Raw genomic sequence first — 24015 nt, forward strand, 5'->3', positions numbered from 1 at the left:
CCGACGTCAGCGAGAGACACCAAGCCTCCGCTGGTGCCGACGTCGACGCTAGGGCTGAGAGGCCGGAAGGTTGCAAGTACTGGACTGGAAGGCGACCCCCATTACCTGATCCGGACAATGCCGGCGAAGGGAACCCGCCTCGTAGGTCGCTTTTGTGCGCCGGCGTGCTTTCGCACGCCGGCTTTTGTACGCCCTGAGCCGGTGCGCGCCGCTCAGCTGAGCCCCGCCGCGCGAGCCCGCTCCACCGCCGGGCCGATGGCCTTGGCGACCGCCTCGACGTCCGCCTCCGTGGAGGTGTGGCCGAGGGAGAAGCGCAGCGTGCCGCGGGCCAGGTCCGGGTGGACACCGGTGGCGAGCAGGACATGGCTGGGCTGGGCGACGCCCGCCGTGCAGGCGGAGCCGGTGGAGCACTCGATGCCCTGGGCATCCAGCAGGAGCAGCAGGGAGTCGCCCTCGCACCCGGGGAACACGAAGTGGGCGTTGGCCGGGAGGCGGCCCTCCGGGGCCGGGTCGCCGCCGAGGATCGCGTCCGGTACGGCCGTACGGACCGCGTCGATCAACTGGTCGCGCAGGGCGCCGATCTCCCGCGCGAACCACTCGCACTGCTCGGCGGCGAGCCGGCCGGCGACCGCGAAGGAGGCGATCGCCGGGACGTCGAGGGTGCCGGAGCGGACGTGGCGCTCCTGCCCGCCGCCGTGCAGGACGGGCACGGGGGTGTACTCGCGGCCGAGGATCAGCGCGCCGATGCCGTACGGGCCGCCGATCTTGTGGCCGGAAACCGTCATCGCGGCGAGGCCCGAGGCACCGAAGTCGACCGGCACCTGACCGAAGGCCTGGACCGCGTCGGCGTGCAGCGGGATGCCGAACTCCCCCGCGACGTCGGCCAGTTCACGGACCGGCAGGATCGTTCCGATCTCGTTGTTGGCCCACATGACGGTGGCCACGGCGACGTCGTCGGGGTTGCGGGAGATCGCCTCGCGCAGCGCGTCGGGGTGGACGCGGCCGTAGGAGTCGACGGGGAGGTACTCGACCGTGGCACCCTCGTGCTCGCCCAGCCAGTGCACGGCGTCCAGCACGGCGTGGTGCTCGACGGGGCTGGCCAGGATGCGGGTGCGGGCCGGGTCGGCGTCGCGGCGGGACCAGTACAGGCCCTTGACCGCGAGGTTGTCGGCCTCGGTGCCGCCCGAGGTGAAGACGACCTCGCTGGGACGGGCACCCAGCGCGTCCGCGAGGGTCTCGCGGGACTCCTCGACCGTGCGGCGGGCCCGGCGGCCGGAGGCGTGCAGAGAGGACGCGTTGCCGGTGATGCTCAGCTGGGCGGTCAGTTCCTCCGCCGCCTCCGGGAGCATCGGGGTCGTGGCGGCGTGGTCGAGGTATGCCATGGTGAGGCCGATTCTAGTGGGCCCCTGCGCTCGGCCTGGGCCGAGTGTGCGCCATACGTCGGTGACGTCACAGGCTCCACGACACCGTGTTGGACATCTGCATCGCGATCGCCAGGACCGCGAGGTCGGCCACGCCGAGGGTCAGACCCAGCCAGGCGCGGCCCCGGCGCGCCGTACCGCGCCAGAGGGAGACCACGGCGAGGACGATGGCGATCGGGCCGAGGAAGAGGTTGAGGACGAGCAGGCCGAGCAGGCCGAGGATGAAGGACGCCACGGCCATGCCGTCGGCGTCGCGGGTGCCCGTACGGGTGTCGGTGCGGCTGGTGACCGGTGCGGTGAGTTGCATGGTGCTCAGCTCCTGGGTGTCGTTCGGGACGGTCAGTTGGCCGAGGACTGGCGACGGCGGCCGATGCGCTCGCGGATCGCGAAGATGCCCAGCCAGACGGCGATGACCGCGGCCAGGACGGCCGTGACGGTCATGGGCGCGTGAGCCACGGTGCCCAGCACGACGCCGAGCAGCATGAGTGCGGCGACGAGGAACAGCATGGGATTCGATCCCCCTCCGTGAAGTTTCGGTGAACAGTTGTAGTAACACTTGTTCACTGACTTTGAGTCTAACGCCTCCCACGGCTTTCCAATTCCAGAGAACAGTTGTTAACTGGATGACATGAGTCACACCCTCGGCATCCGGCAGGCCCAGAAGCAGAAGACCCGGCAGGCGTTCCTGGACGCGGCGCTCGCGCTGCTGGAGGAGCAGAGCCTGAGCAGCCTGGGCCTGCGCGAGGTCGCCCGGGCCGTCGGTGTCGCCCCGACCGCCTTCTACCGGCACTTCCGCTCCACCGCCGACCTCGGCGTGGCCCTGGTCGACGAGGCGCTCGGCAGCCTGCACCCGATGGTGGCCCAGACGGTGTCCGCGACGGGCGACGCCGAGGAACGCATAGCGGGCGCCATCGAGTTGATCGCCCACCACGTGGACACCCATCCCGCCCACGTCCGCTTCATCGCGCGCGAGCGGCACGGCGGGGTCCAGCCGGTGCGCGAGGCCATCCGCGCCCAACTGGCCCGGTTCGCCGAGGAGGTGAAGGCCGAGCTGGCCAAGGACCCCGGGTCCGCGGGCTGGAGCGAGGACGACCTGCAGATGCTCGCGCACCTCTACGTCGACCAGATGCTCATCACCGCCTCACTCTTCCTGGAGGCGCTGGAGACGCCCGAGGAGGAGCGGGAGCGCGTCACCCAGCTCGCCCGGCGGCAGCTGCGGCTCATCACCATCGGCCGCAACCACTGGCTGCGCTGAGCCCTCTCCTTCTCCACCTGGTCGGAGAACGCGAGCAGGTGACGGACGGCGCTGAGCACCGGGTAGGACAGCCGGGCGGTGACCCGCTCGCTCTCGCCGTCGTAGTCGGGGAGTTCGGTCGGCTGCGCGGCGAACAGCCGCCGGAACAGGTCGAAACGGTCGCACGGAACCCGGACCGTGACCTCGATCCCGCTCTCGCGCTCCTCCACCCAGTGCCAGACCCCGGCCTTGCTGACCAGCCCGTACGGGTCCACGGTGTACGTCCGCAGGTCCCGCTCCCCGCTGCGGCGGTGGTGCAGCGTCTCCGATCGGCTCAGTGATCCCCAGTGTTACCAAGGGATGTGAGTCGATGGCCCACGCTCGGCGTACACGGGGACGCCGGAGGCCGACAGCGCCTCGATGTCCCGGTAGATGGTGCGGACCGACACCTCCAGCCGGTCGGCGAGTTCGTGCGCGGGGATTCTGCCGGACCGGCTACCGCCCGGTCAGCCGAGCCTGACGCGGGCGAGCTGCCGGGACTGGGCGACCAGGCGGTCCTGGCTGTCCCAGACCTCGGCGTCCTCCTCCAGGAAACCGCCGGCCAGGTTGCGCGTGGTGATCGACACGCGCAGCGGGCCGGGGGCCGGACGGTGGCGGACGTGGACGGTGAGTTCGACCGTCGGCACCCAGCCCATCAGACCGATCTCGAACGCGGTCGGCGGCAGCGCGTCCACCGCGAGGAGCAGCGAGAGCGGGTCGGCGTCACGGCCGTCGGCCAGGCCGAACCAGGCGCGCATCTCGCCCTTGCCGGAGGGCGCGCCGAGCGCCCAGCCGAGGGTGGCGGGGTCGAGCTTGAGCATCAGCCGGTCGGCGATGGCCGAGCTGCCCGGCACCGGAGCCGGTGAGTCGTCGGGGCCGAAGCACTGCTCCAGCGGCGGGATCGCGGGCGGCAGGGCCGTCGTACGGACGTCGTCGGGGAGGGTGGAGAGGTCGCCGTAGGAGGCGAGGACGCGGATGCGCTCGACCTCGTTGCCCGCGTCGTCGTACTGGAAGAGCGAGGCCTGGCCCGTGGAGAGGGTGCGGCCGGTGCGGACCTGCTCGGTGCGGATCACCGCGGGGCCGGGCTGGGAGGCGGTCAGATAGTGCGCGGAGATGGTGAAGGGGTCCGGGTGCGGGAGCGCGTCCGCGAGGGCCCGGCCGAGCACGGCCAGCAGATAGCCGCCGTTCACCGCGCTGATGATGGTCCAGCCGGCCGAGAGGTCGATGTCGTAGACGCCCGGCTCGCGACGGGTGACCGCCGTGTCGCGGTCGAACTCGCTGTCGCCGATCACGGCCCGCGACGGGGAGGGGGCGGAAGCTGCTTCTGGCATGCCTGAACCGTACAACAGGAAATTACTAAGCGGTAGCTTTCTAGGTTGCGGCGGAATGGCGAGATACGGTCACCCGCCCGACCGGATCCCGCCTCCGGGTGAGATCCCGGCAATTTCTCGGTAAGTGTCCGGACACGTCCACAACCCAGGGCGCCCCATCGCCCTCTATGGGGACATGAGCCTCACCGGGACTCCGTTCCTCTACACGACGATCGTGCTGTCCGTCGTCGCCCTCATACTGCCGCTCGTGCTCTGGTCGAGGATGCGCGGGCCCCGGCCACTGCGCGCCGTGGCCCGGGTGCTGATGCTGCTGTTCGCCCAGGGCACGGCGGTCACCCTGGTCTTCGTGCTGGTCAACAACCAGAACAACCTGTACGACAACTGGGCCGACCTGCTCGGTACCGGCAACCATGTCCAGCAGGCGGCGAACCTCGGCCAGGACGGAACCGGCGGGATAGCGGTAAAGCGGCTGCCCAAGGTCAAGCAGGACCTCAAGGCAGCCGACGGGCCCGGCATGCACGCGGCCGGCGGGGTGCGCGTCACCCAGCTCAAGGGCCGGGTCTCGGGCGTGAACGCCGAGGTCTACGTGTGGCTGCCGCCGCAGTACAACCAACCGGCCTACCGCCACAAGAAGTTCCCGGTGGTGGAACTGCTGCCGGGCTACCCGGGCTCCGCGAAGGCCTGGTTCGGCTCGTTGAAGGCGCACGAGCAGCTGCTGCCGCTGATGAAGAGCGGCCGGGTGGCGCCCTTCATCATGGTCGCGCCGCGCACCAACCTGCTGGCGGGCGTCGACACCGGCTGCGCCAACATCCCCGGCCAGGTCAACGCCGACAGCTGGCTCAGCATCGACGTGCCGAAGATGGTCACGGACAACTTCCGGGCCGTGCCGGCGCCCTCGGGCTGGGCGGTGGCCGGGTACTCGGCGGGCGCGCACTGCGCGGTCAAGCTGGCCGTGGCCCACCCCGACCGCTACCGGGCCGCGGTGAGCCTGTCCGGCTACAACGACCCGATCGGCGAGCGGAACTCCCTCGCGGCGCAGAACCCCGCGCTGCGCGCCGCGAACAACCCGTACCTGATCCTGCGGAAGGCATCGGTGCCGCCGCGGATCGCGCTGTACATCTCCGGCGAGGCCGGTGACGGCTACCAGGCCGGCGTGGCGCTGGAGTCCATCGCCAAGGCGCCGACGACCGTGCACGTGGTGTTCCTGCCGCGCAGCGCGGGCGGCCACAACATGGCGCTGTGGCGGCCCCAGGTCACCACGGTCTTCCGCTGGCTGACGCTCCAGATGGGCCAGGCCCACGCCCCGGGGCACGACCGGTCGGTGGTCGGGATCGGCGGCGCCGGGACTACTCCTCGGTCACGGTCGACCGGCGGTTCCACGCACGCGGCGCTCGCCAGTGGAACCGCATCGCAAGCAGGCGCAGGACGAAGGCCGTGACGGCCGCGAGCCCGCTCGTGAACGGGGTCAGCGCGTCGTAACGGATGCACAGCACCACCATGGTGGCGCCGACGATCGCTGGGACCGCGTACAGGTCGCGGTCCCAGCGCAGCAGCGAGGGAACCTCGTTGGCGAGCACGTCACGCAGCACACCGCCGCCGACCGCGGTGGCGAGGCCGAGGGTCGCGGACGCGGTCAGGTTGAGGCCGTAGCTGTACGCCTTCGTCGTACCGCTCACACAGAACAGGCCGAGGCCGGCCGCGTCGAAGACCAGCACCGCCGCCTGGATGCGCTCCACGTGCGGGTGCAGGAAGAAGACGACGAGCGCGGCGAACAGGGGGGTCACGAAGTACCCGAGGTCCGTGAAGGCGGCCGGGGGGACGGCCCCGATGACCAGATCGCGGAACAGCCCCCCGCCCAGCGCGGTGACCTCGGCGAGTACGGCGATCCCGAAGACGTCGAAGTTCTTCCGGACGGCGAGCAGCGCGCCGGAGATCGCGAACACGAAGATGCCGATGACGTCGAGCGTGTGCTGGACGGAGGGGCTGAAGAGTTGCTGGAGCTGCACCCTGCCATTCTCACCCGTCAGGGGCCGTGAACCTTACAAAGCCAGGCCCCTGACGCGTGTGAGCTTCGGTGAGCTATTTGTCGTTCGACTCGCCCGACTTCTCGGCCGACTTGGTCGACGCGGCCGACTTGGCCGGTTCGTCCGATTCCGTGGACTCCGACGCCTCCTCCTCGGCAGCCTCCTCGGTGGCGGCTTCCTCCGCGGCGGGCTCCTCGGCCGGAGCCTCCTCCTCGGCGGCTTCCTCAGCGGCTTCCTCGGTGGCGGCGGCCTCGGCCGGAGCAACCTCCGCCGGGGCTTCCTCCTCGGTGGCCGCCTCCTCCGCCGGGGCCTCGGCCGCCGGAGCGGCGTCGGCGGCCGGAGCTTCCTCCGCCTCCGTCGCCGGCTTCTCCTCCAGGACCGCGTCCGGGACGAGTTCCGACGCCTCCTTCGCCGCCGACAGCAGGACCGTGTCCTGCGGGGCCTGGTCGGCGAAGTTCTCCGGGTGGTGGCAGGCGACCCGCTGGCCGGTCCTCAGCTCCAGGAGCTGCGGCTCGGTCGTCTTGCAGATCTGCGTCGCCTTCCAGCACCGGGTGTGGAAGCGGCAGCCCGACGGCGGGGCGATCGGCGAGGGGACGTCGCCGCGGAGCAGGATGCGCTCGCTCTTCGCGCCCCGGCGCTTCGGGTCCGGCACCGGCACCGCCGACATCAGCGCCTTGGTGTACGGGTGCATCGGCGCCTCGTACAGCGAGGTGCGGTCGGCGATTTCGACGATCTTGCCGAGGTACATGACCGCGATCCGGTCCGAGACGTGCCGGACGACGGAGAGGTCGTGCGCGATGATCACGTACGTCAGGCCGAGTTCCTGCTGGAGGTCGTCCATGAGGTTCACGACCTGCGCCTGGATCGACACGTCCAGCGCGGACACCGGCTCGTCGGCGACCACCAGCTTCGGCTTCAGGGCGAGCGCGCGGGCGATGCCGATGCGCTGGCGCTGACCGCCGGAGAACTCGTGCGGGTACCGGTTGTAGTGCTCGGGGCTCAGGCCGACCAGCTCCAGGAGGCGCTGGACCTCCTTCTTCACCCCGCCCTCGGGCTCCACGCCCTGCAGCCGGAAGGGCGCGGAGACGATGGAGCCGATGGTGTGCCGGGGGTTCAGGGAGCCGTACGGGTCCTGGAAGATCATCTGGATGTCGCGGCGCAGCGGGCGCATCTTCCCGGTGCTGAGCCGCGTGATGTCCTGACCCTCGAAGGTGATCTTGCCACCGGTCGGGTCCTGGAGACGGGTGATGACCCGGCCCATGGTCGACTTGCCGCAGCCCGACTCGCCGACGACGCCCAGGGTCTCGCCCTTGCGCACCTCGAAGTCGATGCCGTCGACCGCCTTCACGGCGCCCACCTGGCGCTGGAGGATGCCCTTCTTGATCGGGAAGTGCTTGGTCAGGTTCTCGACCTTGAGCAGCACCTCGCCATCGGCGACCTGGTTGTTCGTCGTCTCACTCACAGCTTCGGCGCAATCTCTTCGGTCCAGATCCGCTCACGGTCCTCGGCCGGGAGGTGGCAGGCGGACCAGTGCCCGGTGCTCACGATCTCCAGCTCGGGCCGCACCGTGCGGGTGACGTTCCCCTTGGGAATGTCCGCGTACGGGCAGCGCGGGTGGAAGGCGCAGCCCGAGGGGACGTTGATGAGGCTCGGCGGCTGGCCCTTGACCGGGATGAGCCGTTCGGAGGTCTCACGGTCGATGCGGGGCATGGAGCCGAGCAGGCCCCAGGTGTACGGATGCTGCGGCTTCTCGAAGACCTCGGCGGCGGAGCCGCGCTCCACGCACCGTCCGCCGTACATCACCAGGACGTCGTCGGCGATCTCGGCGACCACGCCCAGGTCGTGGGTGATCATGACGACCGCGGAGCCGAACTCCTTCTGCAGGTCGCGGATCAGGTCGAGGATCTGCGCCTGGACGGTCACGTCGAGGGCCGTGGTCGGCTCGTCCGCGATGAGCAGCTCGGGGTTGTTGACCAGTGCCATGGCGATCATGGCGCGCTGGCGCATACCGCCGGAGAACTCGTGCGGGTAGCCGTCGACGCGCTTGGCCGGCTCGGGGATGCCGACCCGGTCGAGCATCTCGATGGCCCGGGTGCGGGCCACCTTCTTGCTCACGTTGTGGTGGACCCGGTACGCCTCGACGATCTGGTCGCCGATCTTGTAGTACGGGTGCATCGCGGACAGCGGGTCCTGGAAGATCATGGACATCTCCCGGCCGCGGAGCTTGCGCACCTCGTCCGGGCTCGCGCCGACCAGTTCCTGGCCGGCCAGCCAGATCTCACCGGACATCTGCACGTTCTTGCCGCGGGCGCCGAGGCGGTGCAGGCCCATGATGGCGAGCGAGGTCACCGACTTGCCGGAGCCGGACTCGCCCACGATGGCGAGGGTCTTGCCCTTCTCCACCGAGAAGCTGAGCCCGTCGACGGACTTCACCAGACCGTCGTCGGTCGGGAAGTGCACCTTGAGGTCGCGGACCTCCAGGAAGGCTTCGGACGCCTTGCCGGCAGTGGGCTCCCCCACTGCGGCACCGGTCTTGGAGAGTTCGGTCACGAGAGCCTCACCCGCGGGTCGGCGGCGGCGTAAAGCACGTCCACCACAAGATTTGCGATCACGACGAAGAGGGCGGCGAGCAGGGTCACGCCGAGGATGGGGGGCAGGTCGTTGTCGTCGATGGCCTGCACCGCGAACTGGCCGACACCGTGGAACGAGAACACGGACTCGGTGATCACGGCACCGCCGAGCAGCAGGCCGAGGTCCATGCCGAAGACCGTGATGATCGGGGTCAGTGCCGCCCGCAGACCGTGCCGGGTGACGACGGTGCGCTCCCGCAGGCCCTTCGCGCGGGCGGTGCGGATGAAGTCCTCGCTCATCGTCTCCAGCATGCCCGAGCGGGTGAGCCGCGCGTAGATGGCGGAGTAGAGCAGGGCGAGCGAACACCACGCCGGGAAGAGGGTGTTGGCCCACTGCGCCGGGTTCTCGGTGAACGGGACGTACGTGCGGCCGAAGATCGGCCACTTGTAGGTGAAGAGCAGGATCGCCAGGTTGCCCGTGAAGAACATGGGCAGCGAGACACCGGCGAGCGCGACGCCCATGAAGGTGCGGTCGAAGACCGAGCGCGGCTTCAGCGCGGAGATGACACCGACGACGACACCCGAGAGCAGCCACAGGACGGCAGCACCGAGGGCCAGCGAGAGGGTCACCGGAAGGCGGGAGGTGAGCTGCGGCCAGACCGCTTCATGGGTCTTGAAGGAGTAGCCGAAGCAGGGTGCGTCGCAGTGCACCTTGGAGGGACCGACGTTGTAGTCGGCGCCGGCCACGATCCCCTTCACGAAGTGCCAGTACTGCGTGTAAACGGGCTGGTCGAGACCGAGGTTGTGCTTGACCGCGGCGATGTCCGCCTTCGAGGGGCTCTTGCCGATGTACTGCTGCGCCAGCTGGTCCGCCGTCTGGCCGGCGAGTCGCGGCAGCAGGAAGAAGATGGCGAAGGTGACCGCGGTGACGACCAGCAGCAGGATCACTGCTGCGAACGTCCGGCGGAGAATGTACGAGATCACGGGAGCCGGCGCTGGTGCCCGCGGGCCGCGAAGCCCGCGGGCACCAATGCCTTCACCTGCCTTCCGGGGCTGCTACTTCTTCGTGGTGCCGAGGTTGAGGTAGTCGTACTCACCGCTGAAGGCGGCCGTGGAGACCACGTTGGTGGCGTACGGCGAGCGGTACAGCAGGACCTTGAAGTAGGTCAGCGGGACGAGGACGGCGTCGTCCATCGTCTGCTTGTCGATCTGCGCGTACAGCTCGTTGCGCTTGGCGACGTCCTCGGAGGCGATCGCCGTACCGAGCAGGTCGTTGACCTTCTTGTTGTCGTACTGCGACAGGTTGGTGTTACCGGACTGGCTGATCGCCTTGCCGTTCAGGATCTGCTGCAGGAAGCCGTAGCCGGAGGGCCAGTCGGCACCCCACTGCATCATCTCCAGGCCGATGTTCTGCTTCACGGTGAACTTCGGCACACCCGCGTAGTCGGTGAAGTACTTACCCGACGGGTACTGCTTCAGGGTGGCGTTGATGCCGACCTTCTTCAGCGAGTTGATGATCGCCGTGGCGGCGTCGATCTCCTGCGGGCGGTCGGAACGCGCCGAGATGTTGGTGGAGATCGAGGACTTGCCGCAGGCCTTCAGCTGGTCCTTGGCCTTGGCGACGTCGCCCTTGCTGCCGGTGGTCGCGTAGGCGTCCGCCTTCTGGTAGCCGGTGATGTCCGGCGGCAGGACGGTGGAGGCGAGCTCACCGCGGATCGGGCCGCCCTCGGCCGTCTGCACGGAGACCTTGTCGATCGCGAACTGGACCGCCTTGCGGCAGGCCACGTTGTCGAACGGCTTCACCTTGGTGTTGATCGCCATGTAGACCAGGCGGCCACCGTAGGTGTTGTCGGTCGCGGCCTTGCCGTCGGCCGAGTTGATCAGCTGGGCCTGGGTGGAGGCCTGGACGCCGGAGCCCGCGAGGTCGACGGTGGCGTCGCCGGACTGGAGGTCCTTGTCGATCGTCTCCGGGTTGACCTTCAGGTTGACGACGATCTTGTCCGGCAGCTGCTTGCGCAGCGGGTCGGTCTTCGGGTCCCAGTTCTTGTTGCGGACGAGGACGGCCTGCTTGCCCTCTTCGTAGCTCTGGAACTGGTACGAGCCGGAGGACACGATGTGCTTGACGTAGTCGACGCCGTCGTCCTTGGCCTGCGGCACCGGAGCCGTCTGCGGCGCGGCGACCAGGTAGTCGAACTCCTGGAAGGCGCGGTTCAGGTGGAAGACGATCGTGTTGTCGTCGGGCGTCTGGATCGAGGACAGACCCTTGGCGCTCTTGTCCTTGTACGGACCCTTGTACTTGTCGCCGTCCTTCATGAACTGCTGGAAGTAGTTCGGGCCGAGCGAGAGCACGTCACGCGCGAAGTTGGAACGCTCGACGGCGTACTTGACGTCCTTCGAGGTGATCGGCGTGCCGTCCTGGTACTTCAGGCCCGTACGCAGCTTGTACGTCCAGGTCTTGCCGCCGTCGCTCGGGACGCCCTTGCTCGCGGCGAGGTCCGGGACGAGGGTGTTGCCCTTCTCGCCGGGGCCGGGGGCGAACGTCATCAGCGGGCGGGCGTACAGCCGGCTGAAGTTGTACATGTAGGCGTAGTACGTGTTGCCCGGGTCGAAGGAGTCCGGGACGTCCGACATCTCGTAGGTGACCGTGCCACCCTTCTTGTCGGACGCGTTGACGACACCGGTGGTCGCCGCGTTGGCGCCGGCTGCCTTCGGAGTGCCGTTGCCGTCCTTGTTGTCATCGGCCTTGCTGCAGCCTGCAAGCAGCAGGCTGGCGGAACCGATGGCCGCGATGGCGGCCAGCGCTGACCTTCGCATGATGGTCTGTTTCCCCTCCATGATCGGAAACTTGATGAACTCTCGGGAGCTGCCTAGCGGCTGCGGGGGTCGAGAGCGTCGCGGAGACCGTCGCCGAGCAGATTGAACGCCAGGACGGTGATGAAGATGGCGAGGCCCGGCACGATCATGTACTGGGGATCGACCTGGTAGTACGTGACGGCTTCCCGGAGCATGCCGCCCCAGGAGGCCTGCGGAGGCTGGATGCCCACGCCCAGGAAGCTCAGGGACGCCTCGAAGAGGATGTTGGTCGGGATGAGCAGCGTCGAGTAGACGATGATCGGGCCGACCAGGTTGGGCATCAGCTCCCGGAACAGGATGTACGGGCCCTTGGCGCCCAGGCCCCGGGAAGCGTCCACGAACTCGCGCTCCCTGAGGGCGAGGGTCTGGCCTCGCACGATGCGGCCCAGATAGGGCCAGTTGAAGAAGCCGATGACGAAGATCAGCACGCTCAGGTGGAGCGGCAGTCCGTTGAGGCCGAAGGCCCCGCCCTGCAGCGTCGCCGAGATGGCGATGGCGAAGAGCAGCAGCGGGAAGGCGAGGAAGATGTCCATCAGCCGGCTGATGATCGTGTCGACCCGGCCGCCGTAGTAGCCGGCGACGACACCCATGACCGCGCCGATCACGTTGGACAGGATCGTGGCGCCGAAGGCGACCACCAGCGACACCCAGGAGCCCTCCAGGACGCGGGTGGCGATGTCCCGGCCGAACTTCGGATCCACGCCCAGCGGGTGGTCCATGCTCATGCCGCCCCAGCCGCCCTTGGGCAGCGAGGTGTCGGGCACGATCAGGTCCTGGTGGAAGGCGTTGGGGTCGAGGCCGAACATGGCCTGGATGGGGCGCGAGAGGATCGCGAGGAGGATCAGCAGGATCACGATGACGCCGCCGACGACGGCGACTCTGTCCTTCTTGAACCGGGTCCAGGCGATCTGGCCCAGGGAACGACCCTCGATCTGCCCCTTACCGGCACCCTCCAGCACGGCCTCCGGCTGGGCCCCTGCTTCTGCCCCGGTGGTCTCGATCGGTGCGGTCACGGTGAGCGACCCCTCTCGCCGGTGGTGACCGGCCTGCGCCTGCCGCGGATTGCGGCTTTGTCGACTTGCCATCAGACACGGGGACCTCGGCCTCGCGTCTTGAGTGGGGAGTCTTCAGCGTGGCCACGATCACTCGCCAGAGCTGACGGCGAAAGTATGCGCAACCGTGATGCAGTGCAGGGGATTCCGTTATCCGAACAGGGGGTAACGACCGCCGAACACGGCAAAGTCGGGACACAGTGGGGGCAGAACGGCGAATTTGCACGGTTCGGCGGTGATTGGCCGCCGTTCTACGCGTATTGCGGGTCTGAGCGGCAGCCGTCAGTAGGAGCTGTGGGCGGGCGGGTAGCCGTACCCGGCAGCCGGAGCCTGCGGCGGAGCCGCCGCGTGGGCCTCACGGTCGTAGAACGGGCGGGCGTTGGCCCGCATCCACATCACGACCGGGTCGTGGTCGTCGGTCATCGCCACCGTCGACACGGGCAGCCCCTCCGGGACCGCCCCGACGGACTGCTGCATCATCCCGCGCACCGAGTCGACCGCGGCAGGCGAGGTGTCGTACACGTCCAGACCGAGGGCGAGGTACGGCTCCCCGAGCGCGGGCTGCACCCAGGCGCGGCGCAGCGAGCGGAGCGCCGGGGTGCGGTGGGCGTTCTGCGCGAGCAGCGCGTAGAACTGCGGGATCTCGATGCCGGGTTCCGACAGCCGCAGCGGGCCGGCGGGCTGGCGGTCCAGACCGGTGGCGATGCGGCGCAGGTCCGGCCAGGGGATGCCGACGCCACCGCCCTGGGCGTGCGGGTTGAGCCACAGCCCGTAGTGGTCGGGATAGAGCGTGCGGGCCACGTCAAGCGCGTCGACCACCTCGTACGAGCGGTTCCAGCCGCTGGCCGAGAGTTCCTGGGCGGAGGTGACGCAGGGGGCGTAGTGGAAGCCGCCGACCTCCATGTCGCCGTACTGGGCGTCCGGGGAGCCGGCCTGGCCGTGCCACAGGAGCATCCAGATCTGGCCGGAGGAGGGGGCGGCGAGGGCGCGCAGCAGTGCCTCGTAGGCGTCGTAGCGCCCGGGGGTGACCTGGCGCAGCGCCTGCGTCAAGCTCCCGCTGGGGGTCGCGCTCACCTGTCGTACCGGCCCTTCTGTGGTGTGCCCTGCGTTCGGAGACAGCTTAAGCGCCCAGGAGCTCGGGGCCTCGGGTTCGCGGGCCCCGCTCCCCTTTCTCAGTTGCCGTGCTCGTAGAAGGGGCGGACGTTCGCCTTCAGCCAGTCGCCCACCGGGTCTTCCGCCACGTCCAGGAGGACGAGGTTGACCGGCCACTGGACCGGGACCTTGCCGAGGGCTCGGCCCAGGGCTTCCAGGGGGCGGGTTCGCAGGTCGCCCTCCCACTGGGAGAGTTCCACGCCGACGAACATCACCGGGTCGCCCGTCTCGATGGCGGCCAGGCAGCGGCGGGCGGTGCGGACCACGCCCGTCCCGGCGAACTCGGCGCAGGCGGCCGAGAGGAAGTCGACCGGGTCGTCCTGCCAGTCGGGCTCAAAAAGGCGGACCCGGCCGCCGGTGCTGGGGCCGTCGAGCGGGGTGCGGCCCCCGCGGCAGAGTTCGGCCACCGCCTCCGGCGGGAGCGGGACACCCACCATGCCGCCGGGGTTGACGGCGATCCCCGCCTGCGGGGGCAGGCCGCGGGCGAACTCGACGGACGGGGCGATGGTGTACGACATGTGTGCGCCGACCGCCTGGCGGAGCTGTTCCTCGGAGCTGAACACCGGGACGAAGACCTGGCCGTCGAGCTCCAGCGTGGGCAGGTCCAGCGGGCCGGTGTCCGGGCCGCCGCCGTTGGGCAGCGGGACCCAGACGAAGCTGCGGCCCAGCACCTCGAGGATCCGGCCGGCCGCCGCGGGCACGCCGAGGGAGGCCGACAGCACCTCCTCCAGCTCGTTGCCGGGCCAGCCGCCGTGCGGCTGGGGGTGGGGGTGCGCCTGTGCCGGGAAGTCCGCGGGAATGTCCGCCGGGAAGTCCATCTGCCTACCGCCTGCTGGGAACCACTGCTGTGGCCCACAGGCTATCGGGTGCCTGTGACAGACCCTCACCCTGTGAACAGGATCCGCTCCAGGGCGTCCGCCGCGTCCCGGTCCAGCAGGAGCGCCGAGTCGCAGCCGCCGGGCAGTTCGCCGCGCTCCACCGCCCGCAGCAGCCGGGCCGTCGTACGGCGGTGGCGGCTGAAGGCGTACCGGGAGACACCCCGGCCGCGCTCGTGCTGGCCCGCGCGGGCCGTGTCCGGGGTGACGTCGAGGAGGAGCAGGTGCAGGGTGCCGCCGCGGCGGCGGGCGGCGCGGGCCAGCCAGCCCCGTACCCAGGGCTGGGTGCCGCAGTCGTGCACGACGACTCCCTCGCCGGTCCGCAGGGCGTGGCGCAGGGCGGCGAAGTGGGCGAGGCGGACCAGGGGGCGGTAGAGGGCGTAGGGCAGGACGCGGGGCAGGCGGGCGGCCCAGCGCGCGCGGGCGTCCTGGGAGTCGACGCGGCGGCCGGGGACCGCGCGGTGCATCAGGGTGGACTTGCCGCTGCCGGGCAGGCCGGTGAGCACGACCAGGTCGCGGGGGCCGAAGCGCAGGGTCCGCGGGCTGTGGCCGCCGCGCTCGCGCAGGTCGCGCACGACCGGGGCGGGGCGCTCGGCAGGGCGCCCCACGGCGCGGGCGGCACGGCGCTCGCGGGCCGGGGCGGAGGGCTGCCGCGGCACCGCGATGCCGCTGGTGGTGGCGTATGCCGACGTCCTGTTCACCGTGATCGTCCTCCCCTGTGGGCGCGGAGATCCCCCTGCCCGGTCTTCCTGCCCTTCGTATGTAAAGAAAAAGTAATGCGCGGTGTCCGGCGGTTCGGTGCGCGTACGGCCACAGGTCGGTTACAGATGGGGCCTGACGGTCGGGGGCCGGGCGTGCAATGATGTGCCCGCCAACTGCATACCGGCCGCTTGAATCCGCGCGGGAGAGTCCCCAGCAGTCGTCTCGCTGGGGCGCCGAAGGAGCAAGTCCCTCCCTTGAATCTCTCAGGCCCCGTTACCGCGCGGGCGAGGCACATCTGAAAAGCGGGCCGCTGTGACAGTGGCTCCACCCAAGGTGCAAGCCCTGATCGTCCCTGTGGCGGTTGCGGCGAACCTCTCAGGTTCCGATGACAGATGGGGAGGAACGACCTCGCCCGTCATGCCCTGGGAGACAACCGACCGATGAGCAGCACCGAACTCCGTCACACCGCGCTGGATGCCCTGCATCGCTCGCTCGGTGCGACGATGACCGACTTCGCCGGCTGGGACATGCCCCTGCGCTACGGCTCCGAGCGCGACGAGCACGTGGCCGTGCGGACCAAGGCCGGTCTCTTCGACCTCTCGCACATGGGCGAGATCACCGTGACCGGTGCCGAGGCCGCGGCCCTCCTGAACTTCGCCCTGGTCGGCAACATCGCCTCCGTCGGCGTCGGCCGCGCCCGCTACACCATGATCTGCCAGGCCGACGGCGGCATCCTGGACGACCTGATCGTCTACCGGCTCGCCGACACCGAGTACATGGTCGTGGCCAACGCCTCCAACGCCCAGGTCGTGCTGGACGCGCTGACCGAGCGCTCCGAGGGCTTCGACGCCGAGGTGCGCGACGACCGGGACGCGTACGCCCTGATCGCGGTCCAGGGTCCGGAGTCCCCCGGCATCCTGAAGTCGCTCACGGACGCCGACCTGGACGGTCTGAAGTACTACGCGGGCCTGCCCGGCACGGTCGCCGGCGTCCCCGCGCTGATCGCGCGCACCGGCTACACCGGCGAGGACGGCTTCGAGCTGTTCGTGAAGCCGGAGCACGCCGTGGAGCTGTGGCAGGCGCTGACCAAGGCGGGCGAGGGCGTCGGCCTGGTGCCGTGCGGCCTGTCCTGCCGGGACACGCTGCGCCTGGAGGCGGGCATGCCGCTGTACGGGCACGAGCTGACCACCTCGCTGACCCCCTTCGACGCCGGGCTCGGCCGTGTGGTCAAGTTCGAGAAGGAGGGCGACTTCGTGGGCCGCGAGGCGCTCACCGAGGCCGCCGCGCGCGCCGAGCAGAACCCGCCGCGCGTGCTGGTGGGCCTGATCGCCGAGGGCCGCCGGGTGCCGCGCGCCGGGTACGCCGTCGTCGCCGGCGGCGAGGTGATCGGCGAGGTCACCTCGGGCGCCCCCTCCCCCACCCTGGGCAAGCCGATCGCGATGGCCTACGTCGACGCGGCGCACGCGGCGCCGGGCACCGAGGGTGTCGGCGTGGACATCCGGGGCAGCCACGAGCCGTACGAGGTCGTGGCGCTGCCTTTCTACAAGCGGCAGAAGTAGACGAAGTAGACACTGGGCGCGGTCCGTCCGCGCGGTCCGTCCACGCGGCCTGTCCCCGTGACGTGACACTGCGCACATTTCGCCTGCTCAACGACGGTTCCGGCCGTCCCCCACTCATCAGCACACTCCCGCGTACAGGAGAATTCAGACCATGAGCAACCCCCAGCAGCTGCGTTACAGCAAGGAGCACGAGTGGCTGTCGGCCGCCGAGGACGGCGTGTCGACGGTCGGCATCACGGAGCACGCGGCCAACGCGCTCGGCGATGTCGTTTTCGTCCAGCTCCCGGAGGTCGGCGACACCGTGACCGCGGGCGAGTCCTGCGGCGAGCTTGAGTCGACCAAGTCCGTCAGCGACCTGTACGCGCCGGTCACCGGCGAGGTCACCGAGATCAACCAGGACGTCGTGGACGACCCGTCGCTGGTGAACTCCGCCCCCTTCGAGGGCGGCTGGCTGTTCAAGGTGCGGATCACGGACGAGCCGGCCGACCTGCTCTCCGCCGACGAGTACACCGCCTTCACCGCCGGCTGAGGAGTCGTAGCCGTATGACTGTCCTGAACACGCCTCTGCACGAGCTGGACCCGGAGATCGCCGCCGCGGTCGACGCCGAGCTGAACCGCCAGCAGTCCACGCTGGAGATGATCGCCTCCGAGAACTTCGCGCCGCTCGCGGTGATGGAGGCGCAGGGCTCGGTGCTGACCAACAAGTACGCGGAGGGCTACCCGGGCCGCCGCTACTACGGCGGCTGCGAGCACGTCGACGTCGCCGAGCAGATCGCCATCGACCGGATCAAGGAGCTGTTCGGCGCCGAGTACGCCAACGTGCAGCCCCACTCCGGCGCCTCCGCCAACCAGGCGGCGCTGTTCGCGCTGGCCCAGCCCGGGGACACCATCCTCGGCCTGGACCTGGCGCACGGCGGCCACCTGACCCACGGCATGCGTCTGAACTTCTCCGGCAAGCAGTTCAACGTGGTCGCGTACCACGTGGACGTCGAGACCGGCCTGGTCGACATGGCCGAGGTCGAGCGGCTCGCCAAGGAGCACCGCCCCAAGGTGATCATCGCGGGCTGGTCGGCGTACCCGCGCCAGCTGGACTTCGCCGAGTTCCGCCGGATCGCGGACGAGGTCGAGGCCTACCTGTGGGTCGACATGGCGCACTTCGCGGGCCTGGTCGCGGCGGGTCTGCACCCGAACCCGGTCGAGCACGCGGACGTGGTGACCTCCACCACGCACAAGACGCTCGGCGGTCCGCGCGGCGGCATCATCCTCGCCAAGAAGGACTTCGCGAAGAAGCTGAACTCGTCCGTCTTCCCGGGCTTCCAGGGCGGTCCCCTGGAGCACGTGATCGCGGCCAAGGCGGTCTCCTTCAAGGTCGCCGCCTCAGAGGACTTCAAGGAGCGCCAGCGCCGTACGGTGGAGGGCGCGCGGATCCTCGCCGAGCGCCTGACGGCGGCGGACGCCCGTGAGGCCGGCGTGAACGTCCTCTCCGGCGGCACGGACGTGCACCTGATCCTGGTCGACCTGCGCGAGTCCGAGCTGGACGGCCAGCAGGCCGAGGACCGCCTCCACGAGGTCGGCATCACGGTCAACCGCAACGCCGTCCCGAACGACCCGCGTCCCCCGATGGTCACCTCGGGCCTGCGGATCGGTACGCCCGCCCTCGCGACCCGCGGCTTCACGGCCGAGGACTTCGCCGAGGTCGCGGACGTGATCGCCGAGGCGCTCAAGCCGTCGTACGACGCGGAGAGCCTGAAGGCGCGCGTGAAGGCGCTCGCCGACAAGCACCCGCTGTACCCGGTTCTGAACAAGTAAGACACCTTTTGCGGGACACCGCGCACACTGGAAGAACACGTGTCCGGTTGCGCGGTGCCCCGCGCTCCCTCTCGCAGCGACCCTGCGCCCCCTGCACCACCCCCGTATTGAGGAGTCCCCGTGGCCATCTCGGTCTTCGACCTGTTCTCGATCGGCATCGGCCCGTCCAGCTCCCACACGGTCGGCCCGATGCGCGCGGCCGGGATGTTCGCCCGCCGGCTGCGCAACGAGGACCTGCTCGGCTCGGTCGCGTCCCTGCGCTGCGAGCTGTACGGCTCGCTCGGCGCGACCGGTCACGGCCACGGCACCCCGAAGGCGGTGCTGCTCGGCCTGGAGGGCGCCTCGCCGCGCACGGTGGACGTGGAGACGGCGGACGAGCGGGTGGAGGCGATCAAGGCGGCGGGCCGCCTGAAGGTGCTCGGCGAGCACGAGATCCCGTTCTCCTTCGACGACGACCTGATACTGCACCGCCGCAAGGCGCTGCCGTACCACGCGAACGGCATGACGATCTGGGCGTACGACGCCTCGGGCGGGGAGCTGCTGTCGAAGACGTACTACTCGGTCGGCGGCGGCTTCGTCGTGGACGAGGACGCGGTCGGCGAGGACCGCATCAAGCTGGACGACACGGTCCTGAAGTACCCCTTCCGCACCGGCGACGAGCTGCTCCGCCTGACGAAGGAGACGGGCCTGTCGATCTCCTCCCTGATGCTGGAGAACGAGCGGGCCTGGCGCACCGAGGAGGAGATCCGCGAGGGCCTGCTGGACATCTGGCAGGTGATGCGGGCCTGCGTCTCGCGCGGCATGTCCCGCGAGGGCATCCTGCCGGGCGGCCTGAAGGTGCGCCGCCGCGCCGCGGTCTCGGCCCGCCAGCTGCGCGCCGAGGGCGACCCGCTGGCGCACGCGATGGAGTGGATCACGCTCTACGCGATGGCCGTGAACGAGGAGAACGCGGCGGGCGGCCGGGTGGTCACGGCCCCCACGAACGGCGCGGCCGGCATCATCCCGGCGGTCCTGCACTACTACATCAACTTCGTCCCCGGCGCCGACGAGGACGGCGTGGTCCGCTTCCTCCTCGCGGCGGGCGCGATCGGCATGCTCTTCAAGGAGAACGCCTCGATCTCCGGCGCCGAGGTCGGCTGCCAGGGCGAGGTCGGCTCCGCCTGCTCCATGGCGGCGGGCGCCCTCGCCGAGGTCCTCGGCGGCTCCCCCGAGCAGGTCGAGAACGCGGCCGAGATCGGCATGGAACACAACCTGGGCCTCACCTGCGACCCCGTCGGCGGCCTCGTCCAGATCCCCTGCATCGAGCGCAACGGCATGGCCGCGGTGAAGGCGGTCACGGCGGCCAAGATGGCCATGCGCGGCGACGGCTCCCACAAGGTCTCCCTGGACAAGGTCATCAAGACCATGAAGGACACCGGCGCGGACATGTCCGTGAAGTACAAGGAGACGGCCCGCGGCGGCCTCGCGGTGAACATCATCGAGTGCTGACGGAACAGGCCCTGACCAGCGCGTTCGCAACTTTCCGTACTGTCAGGGCCTTCCCTGCTTATGGGGCGCGAAGTCCCTGGAGAGTCCAGACGCTTTTTGCCCGGCGCGGATTCCATCGCCGACGCCCGCACAGCAGCGAGAGCAGAGCCCTCCACTCCTGAATAACAAGAGTTTTGTTAAAATGGTCTCATGGCCACCTCTTCCGACCCCATCCCCGGCGAAGGTCCCGTCCGCCCAGTCTCCGTCTCCCTCCACGAAGGCACCATCGCCGCCCTCAAGGCGCGCACCGGCAAGCGCGGCATGTCCGCCTACGTCGAAGCCCTCATCCAGCGCCAACTGGAGCGCGACCGGCTGCGTGAACTCATCGAAGACGCGGAGACCGAGCACGGCCCGGTGGACCAGGCAGCGGTCGACGCCAAGCGGTCACTCCTGCGTGGCGACACGGCCGGCTCGGGGGACGCCGCGTGAGCGGCACCCTCGTCCTGGACTGCGAGGGCTTGTCCAAACTCGTACGGCGCACACCCGAACTCACCGAATGGCTGGCCGCGGCCGAGGCCGAGGACATCCGCGTCGTCACCAGCTCCGTCACCCTCGTCGAAGCTCGCGATCCCAGGACCAATCAGGCCCGCTTTGATCACGCCGTCTCCCGCGTGAACATCATCCCGCCCACCGAGGCCATCGCCCGCCATGCCAGCAAACTCCTCGCCGCAGCCGGGCTGCACGGCCACAAGTACGCCCTTGACGCCATCGTGGCCGCCACCGCACTCGCCTCACCCGCCCCCGTGACCGTCCTGACCTCGGACCCCGAAGACCTCCGCATGCTGTGCAGCACCGGCACCCGGGTAATCAAGATTTGAGCCAGTGCGCTCCACCACTCACTGCGCTTGGGCAGCACCTCTTGCTGGTCGACCGTCGCGCACCGCAAGTAGACCTCTCAGCGGTTCCAGGGCTCTCTCGTCGGGACGGGCTTCTTCGAGTGCCTTGAGCAGGGCACGTCGGGCTTCCGGGCCGCCCTCCCCGTAGAGGTACCGGGCGATCGCCCGGAAGTGGTCACGCGCCAGATTGTGATCCGGGATGGGAAGCAGCCGGTCCGAATTCATGAGTTGCTGCATATCCCGCACGATGCCCTCGCGGAATGCGTGGCTTCCCATGTCCTGGAAGGCCTCCAATGCTTTCGCTGGTTCGGCTTCGGCAAACGTGGGATCGGAAGGGAGGTCAACGCCGGCCAGGATGGCAACGACCTCGTCGAGGTTCACTGGAGTCCACGTCGCCGCAAGACAGTTGGCCCGTGCCGACACCAGCGCGGCTCGCAGGTTCAGGCGAGTGGGAAAGTCGGCCGCCAGAGCCCTCACACGGTCGACCGCCTCCGGAGTGCCACGGCGGCTCAGCGTCCCGGGCAGCGCCTCGCGCCAGTCCAGTGCCTCCATCTCGGGAGCGATCGCGTACACCCCGAGGGGCCGGGCTGGTGGTGCCGACGGCGGCGAAGCCGGCTGCGGCCAGCGCGGCTGCTGAGGCATGGTCCCAGGCATTCGGCAGCAACAACGGCGCGCCGGGGTGGTGGTGCAGGTCGCGGAAGGCGATGGCGGCGGAGGGGGCGGCTGTGCTCATACCTGCTCCTCGGGGTCGGCAGCGGCGCCGAGGCGGCCGACGGCCCCGGCGTAGTAGTCCAGCGAGTTGGCGACGTGCGCGGCGAGCAGTCGGAAGGACCAGCCCTGGCCGGGCGAGCGGTCCAACTGCTCGTCGCTCAGCGCCCCGAGGCGGTCGGACCAGATCCTGCCGAGCCGGACCAGGCGGCTGCGCGCCTCGTCGAGGTCCTCCGTGGTGAACGGCGCGAGGTCGGCCGGGGTGGTGGTCGCCGAGGCGTGCCAGTGGTCCGGCTGCGGTTCCTGACCCGCCAGGCGGGCCTCCAACTCGGCGAGGTGATCCACCAGATGGTCGGCGACCCGGCGGATCGCCTTGTGCGGGGTGTAGACGCGGTCGTCCACCGCCATCGGTCGCCCGTCCCAGGCGGTCCAGGTCGCGGCGAGGTCCAGCACCCGTGCGACCGCCTCGGTGACCTGCGCGGCCGGGTCGTCCCGCTCCAGCAGCCCGGCGGCGAGCGCCAGTGCCTGGGCCCGGCCCGGACACCGGTGCGGCCCCGCGCCGAAGGCGAGAGGGGACGGATCGTCGTGGGAGCCGGTGTCCGGATCGGGCTGGTCGCTGCCGGTGACCGCGTCCTGCTGTGAGGCGGCCACGTCGACGAGGACCACCTCCCCGGCCCGGAGGTCCATCGTCCGCACGCGCACGTCGGCGAGTGCCCGTCGGCGCAGCGCGGTCACCGGCGGGTCCTGCCGCAGCACCTCGGCGAGGAGGGCGTCCGCGCCACCTGGTGGGAGCCCGTCCGGCGCGGCCCGGCGGGCGTGCTCGACCAACCGGGCGGTTGCGTCGCACGCCTGCACCAACAGCCCGATCCGCTGCGCGGCGGACTCCAGGTCCTCCACGCCGTCGTCCTGGGCGGTCCGGGCGAGCAAGGACGCGACGGCCTCGTCGGCGGTCTTCGCCTGCGTGGGCGTCAGGTCGCTGCCGAAGTACCCGGCGGAGACGGTCATGACTGCGTCGGCCACCGCGGCCGGGCCCGGCAGGCCCAGCTCCTCGGCCAGGATGCGGACGACCGTGTGCCGCTCGTCCGCGCCGACCGCCGAGCCGGCAGCCGCCCAGCGCAGTTCGCGCGGGTCCAGGCGCGCAAGCTCCGCCATCGCGTGGGCGCGCCGACGCGCGTGTGCGCGCGCATCGCCGGTGAAGCGGGCGACAGTGGCGCGCAGCCAGGCCAGGGAGCCGTCGGGCGCGTCCGCCGCGTCGGTGACGGGTTCGGGGACCAGCTGCGGCTGGTCGAGCACCGCGCGGGCATCGGCGTACGCGGTGACACGGGACGAGCGGGCGGGCGGGTCGGAGAGCGTCATGCGGCCCACGCTAGGTGCGGGAGAGTTCGGCGGGCGCCGAACCGTGGCCGGGGCATGATGGCCGCATGTCCGCGCAACCTCTGGCCCGGCTGGCCGGGCTCCTGGCCGACCCCACCCGGGCCGCGATCTGCCTCGCGCTGCTGGACGGCCGCGCCTGGACGGCGGGTGAACTGGCCCATCACGTGGGCGTCGTGGCATCGACCGCGAGCGAGCAGCTGTCCCGGCTGGTCGCCGGAGGACTGCTGGCCGAGGAACGCCAGGGACGGCACCGCTACCTGCGCCTGGCCGGGCCCGCCACCGCCGCGCTGGTCGAGGACATGGCTGCGTTCGCGGCGGAGTCGGACACCGCGCCCGCACCTGCGCCGCGCAACCTGCGCGACAGCGTCCGCCGCAGCGCGGAGGCGCGCGCTCGGACCTGCTACGACCACCTCGCCGGCCGCCTCGGCGTCGCCCTTGCCGACGCCCTGCTGGCACGCGGCGTCGTCACGAAGGACACAGGTCTGGCCGTGACGGCACCAGGCCGCGCATGGCTGGCCGGCATCGGCATCGACGTGGACAAGATGCGCCGCGGCTCCCGTCCGCTGGTCCGCAGCTGCCTCGACTGGACCGAACGCCGCCCCCACCTCGCCGGCGTCCTCGGCGCAGCGCTACGCGCGCACGCGATGGACACGGGCTGGCTCGAACCCATCGGCACCGGCCGCGCCCTCCAGGTAACCCCGCCCGGCGCCGACGCCCTTCACAGCCTGTTCGGCATCACCCTCGACTGAGCGCGGCTCAGACCGGCCCGCCAGGCCGTGGCCGGACCGCAGCCCTGAGCATGATGACCATATTTAGGCACATCAGATGATTCAGGGGCTATGTCGCATTAGTGGACATCCTCGGCGACGCATACGCGGGAGGAGCGCCGAGAGGTGATACGAACGACGGAAGAGCCCCCTGGCCACAGACCGGCCGACAGCAGGAGGAG

24 protein-coding genes, 2 pseudogenes and 2 riboswitches are annotated in these 24015 nt (G+C 70.3%); of the genes and pseudogenes, 9 read left to right on the plus strand and 17 right to left on the minus strand.

Annotated features, from left to right (window positions below; all coding sequences use genetic code 11):
* Positions 1 to 212 precede the first annotated feature (212 nt).
* The 3 genes from ACWD3E_RS36570 to ACWD3E_RS36580 form a co-directional block, all read right to left on the minus strand.
* Complete coding sequence (locus ACWD3E_RS36570; protein ID WP_451391819.1) at positions 213 to 1382, minus strand: cysteine desulfurase family protein; 1170 nt, start codon at positions 1380 to 1382, stop codon at positions 213 to 215.
* Positions 1383 to 1449: 67 nt separating this feature from the next.
* Complete coding sequence (locus tag ACWD3E_RS36575; protein ID WP_451391820.1) at positions 1450 to 1728, minus strand: DUF4190 domain-containing protein; 279 nt, start codon at positions 1726 to 1728, stop codon at positions 1450 to 1452.
* Between the two features lie 32 nt (positions 1729 to 1760).
* A complete protein-coding gene (locus ACWD3E_RS36580) occupies positions 1761 to 1928 on the minus strand; it encodes a hypothetical protein (RefSeq protein ID WP_451391821.1) in 168 nt (55 codons plus the stop codon).
* A gap of 121 nt (positions 1929 to 2049) precedes the next feature.
* On the opposite strand from ACWD3E_RS36580, the gene ACWD3E_RS36585 reads away from it, so the two are divergent.
* On the plus strand, positions 2050 to 2676 hold the full coding sequence (locus ACWD3E_RS36585) for a TetR family transcriptional regulator (RefSeq protein WP_451391822.1): 627 nt from the start codon (positions 2050 to 2052) through the stop codon (positions 2674 to 2676).
* Positions 2677 to 2687: 11 nt separating this feature from the next.
* Here ACWD3E_RS36585 and ACWD3E_RS36590 read toward each other — a convergent pair.
* Together ACWD3E_RS36590 and ACWD3E_RS36595 are read right to left on the minus strand one after the other, a co-directional pair.
* A pseudogene (locus ACWD3E_RS36590) lies at positions 2688 to 3137 on the minus strand (WYL domain-containing transcriptional regulator); the annotation flags it as partial.
* A gap of 24 nt (positions 3138 to 3161) precedes the next feature.
* Complete coding sequence (locus tag ACWD3E_RS36595; RefSeq protein ID WP_451391823.1) at positions 3162 to 4025, minus strand: thioesterase family protein; 864 nt, start codon at positions 4023 to 4025, stop codon at positions 3162 to 3164.
* Positions 4026 to 4200: 175 nt separating this feature from the next.
* On the opposite strand from ACWD3E_RS36595, the gene ACWD3E_RS36600 reads away from it, so the two are divergent.
* Positions 4201 to 5463 (plus strand): alpha/beta hydrolase, encoded by a 1263-nt coding sequence (locus tag ACWD3E_RS36600; protein ID WP_451391824.1) that lies wholly within the window; start codon positions 4201 to 4203, stop codon positions 5461 to 5463.
* Here the strand turns inward: ACWD3E_RS36600 and ACWD3E_RS36605 are convergent.
* From ACWD3E_RS36605 to ACWD3E_RS36645, 9 genes are all read right to left on the minus strand, one after another.
* Positions 5372 to 6031 (minus strand): trimeric intracellular cation channel family protein, encoded by a 660-nt coding sequence (locus ACWD3E_RS36605; protein ID WP_451391825.1) that lies wholly within the window; start codon positions 6029 to 6031, stop codon positions 5372 to 5374. The two genes, ACWD3E_RS36600 and ACWD3E_RS36605, sit on opposite strands and share 92 nt — an antisense overlap.
* A 73-nt stretch (positions 6032 to 6104) precedes the next feature.
* A complete protein-coding gene (locus ACWD3E_RS36610; RefSeq protein ID WP_451391826.1) occupies positions 6105 to 7511 on the minus strand; it encodes an ABC transporter ATP-binding protein in 1407 nt (468 codons plus the stop codon).
* Positions 7508 to 8599 (minus strand): ABC transporter ATP-binding protein, encoded by a 1092-nt coding sequence (locus ACWD3E_RS36615; protein WP_451391827.1) that lies wholly within the window; start codon positions 8597 to 8599, stop codon positions 7508 to 7510. The genes ACWD3E_RS36610 and ACWD3E_RS36615 overlap by 4 nt, the downstream gene beginning before the upstream one ends.
* Positions 8596 to 9603, minus strand: a complete 1008-nt coding sequence (locus tag ACWD3E_RS36620; protein ID WP_451354755.1) for an ABC transporter permease — start codon at positions 9601 to 9603, stop codon at positions 8596 to 8598. The genes ACWD3E_RS36615 and ACWD3E_RS36620 overlap by 4 nt, the downstream gene beginning before the upstream one ends.
* 72 nt (positions 9604 to 9675) lie before the next feature.
* Positions 9676 to 11433: an ABC transporter substrate-binding protein gene (locus ACWD3E_RS36625; protein ID WP_451391851.1), complete on the minus strand. Its 1758-nt coding sequence runs from the start codon at positions 11431 to 11433 to the stop codon at positions 9676 to 9678.
* Between the two features lie 53 nt (positions 11434 to 11486).
* A complete protein-coding gene (locus ACWD3E_RS36630) occupies positions 11487 to 12485 on the minus strand; it encodes an ABC transporter permease (RefSeq protein ID WP_451391828.1) in 999 nt (332 codons plus the stop codon).
* A 321-nt stretch (positions 12486 to 12806) separates the two neighbouring features.
* Entirely contained in the window at positions 12807 to 13598 is a 792-nt protein-coding gene (locus ACWD3E_RS36635; protein WP_451391829.1) for an enhanced serine sensitivity protein SseB C-terminal domain-containing protein, read from the minus strand.
* 98 nt (positions 13599 to 13696) lie between these two features.
* Positions 13697 to 14494, minus strand: a complete 798-nt coding sequence (locus tag ACWD3E_RS36640) for an enhanced serine sensitivity protein SseB (RefSeq protein ID WP_451391830.1) — start codon at positions 14492 to 14494, stop codon at positions 13697 to 13699.
* 65 nt (positions 14495 to 14559) lie between these two features.
* The gene (locus ACWD3E_RS36645; protein WP_451391831.1) at positions 14560 to 15252 is read right to left on the minus strand and encodes an AAA family ATPase; all 693 of its coding nucleotides are present in this window, start codon (positions 15250 to 15252) and stop codon (positions 14560 to 14562) included.
* A 190-nt stretch (positions 15253 to 15442) separates the two neighbouring features.
* Positions 15443 to 15542, plus strand: a riboswitch (glycine riboswitch).
* A riboswitch (glycine riboswitch) is annotated at positions 15543 to 15655 on the plus strand.
* Between the two features lie 38 nt (positions 15656 to 15693).
* Here ACWD3E_RS36645 and gcvT point away from each other — a divergent pair.
* The 6 genes from gcvT (at position 15694) to ACWD3E_RS36675 (ending at position 20966) form a co-directional block, all read left to right on the plus strand.
* Complete coding sequence (gene gcvT / locus ACWD3E_RS36650) at positions 15694 to 16812, plus strand: glycine cleavage system aminomethyltransferase GcvT (protein WP_451391832.1); 1119 nt, start codon at positions 15694 to 15696, stop codon at positions 16810 to 16812.
* Positions 16813 to 16963: 151 nt separating this feature from the next.
* The gene (gcvH, locus tag ACWD3E_RS36655) at positions 16964 to 17341 is read left to right on the plus strand and encodes a glycine cleavage system protein GcvH (protein ID WP_451391833.1); all 378 of its coding nucleotides are present in this window, start codon (positions 16964 to 16966) and stop codon (positions 17339 to 17341) included.
* A gap of 14 nt (positions 17342 to 17355) precedes the next feature.
* Positions 17356 to 18621 (plus strand): serine hydroxymethyltransferase, encoded by a 1266-nt coding sequence (gene glyA, locus ACWD3E_RS36660; RefSeq protein WP_451391834.1) that lies wholly within the window; start codon positions 17356 to 17358, stop codon positions 18619 to 18621.
* A 120-nt stretch (positions 18622 to 18741) separates the two neighbouring features.
* A complete protein-coding gene (locus ACWD3E_RS36665) occupies positions 18742 to 20109 on the plus strand; it encodes an L-serine ammonia-lyase (RefSeq protein WP_451391835.1) in 1368 nt (455 codons plus the stop codon).
* Between the two features lie 189 nt (positions 20110 to 20298).
* Positions 20299 to 20577: a hypothetical protein gene (locus ACWD3E_RS36670; RefSeq protein WP_451391836.1), complete on the plus strand. Its 279-nt coding sequence runs from the start codon at positions 20299 to 20301 to the stop codon at positions 20575 to 20577.
* Positions 20574 to 20966 carry a type II toxin-antitoxin system VapC family toxin gene (locus ACWD3E_RS36675; RefSeq protein ID WP_451391837.1) on the plus strand — a complete coding sequence of 131 codons (393 nt, stop codon included), beginning with the start codon at positions 20574 to 20576 and terminating at the stop codon, positions 20964 to 20966. Before ACWD3E_RS36670 ends, ACWD3E_RS36675 begins: the two co-directional genes overlap by 4 nt.
* An 18-nt stretch (positions 20967 to 20984) precedes the next feature.
* Here ACWD3E_RS36675 and ACWD3E_RS36680 read toward each other — a convergent pair whose 3' ends face one another.
* The 3 genes and pseudogenes from ACWD3E_RS36680 to ACWD3E_RS36690 form a co-directional block, all read right to left on the minus strand.
* Positions 20985 to 21536: an effector-associated domain 2-containing protein gene (locus ACWD3E_RS36680; RefSeq protein ID WP_451391838.1), complete on the minus strand. Its 552-nt coding sequence runs from the start codon at positions 21534 to 21536 to the stop codon at positions 20985 to 20987.
* Positions 21537 to 21579: 43 nt separating this feature from the next.
* A pseudogene (locus ACWD3E_RS36685) lies at positions 21580 to 21717 on the minus strand (isocitrate lyase/phosphoenolpyruvate mutase family protein); the annotation flags it as partial.
* Entirely contained in the window at positions 21714 to 23048 is a 1335-nt protein-coding gene (locus ACWD3E_RS36690) for a hypothetical protein (protein ID WP_451391839.1), read from the minus strand. The pseudogene ACWD3E_RS36685 and the gene ACWD3E_RS36690, both read right to left, overlap by 4 nt.
* Positions 23049 to 23113: 65 nt before the next feature.
* On the opposite strand from ACWD3E_RS36690, the gene ACWD3E_RS36695 reads away from it, so the two are divergent.
* Positions 23114 to 23815 (plus strand): ArsR/SmtB family transcription factor, encoded by a 702-nt coding sequence (locus ACWD3E_RS36695; protein ID WP_451391840.1) that lies wholly within the window; start codon positions 23114 to 23116, stop codon positions 23813 to 23815.
* The last annotated feature ends 200 nt before the right edge of the window (positions 23816 to 24015 follow it).

The sequence above is a fragment of the Streptomyces sp. NPDC002676 genome (assembly GCF_053592455.1).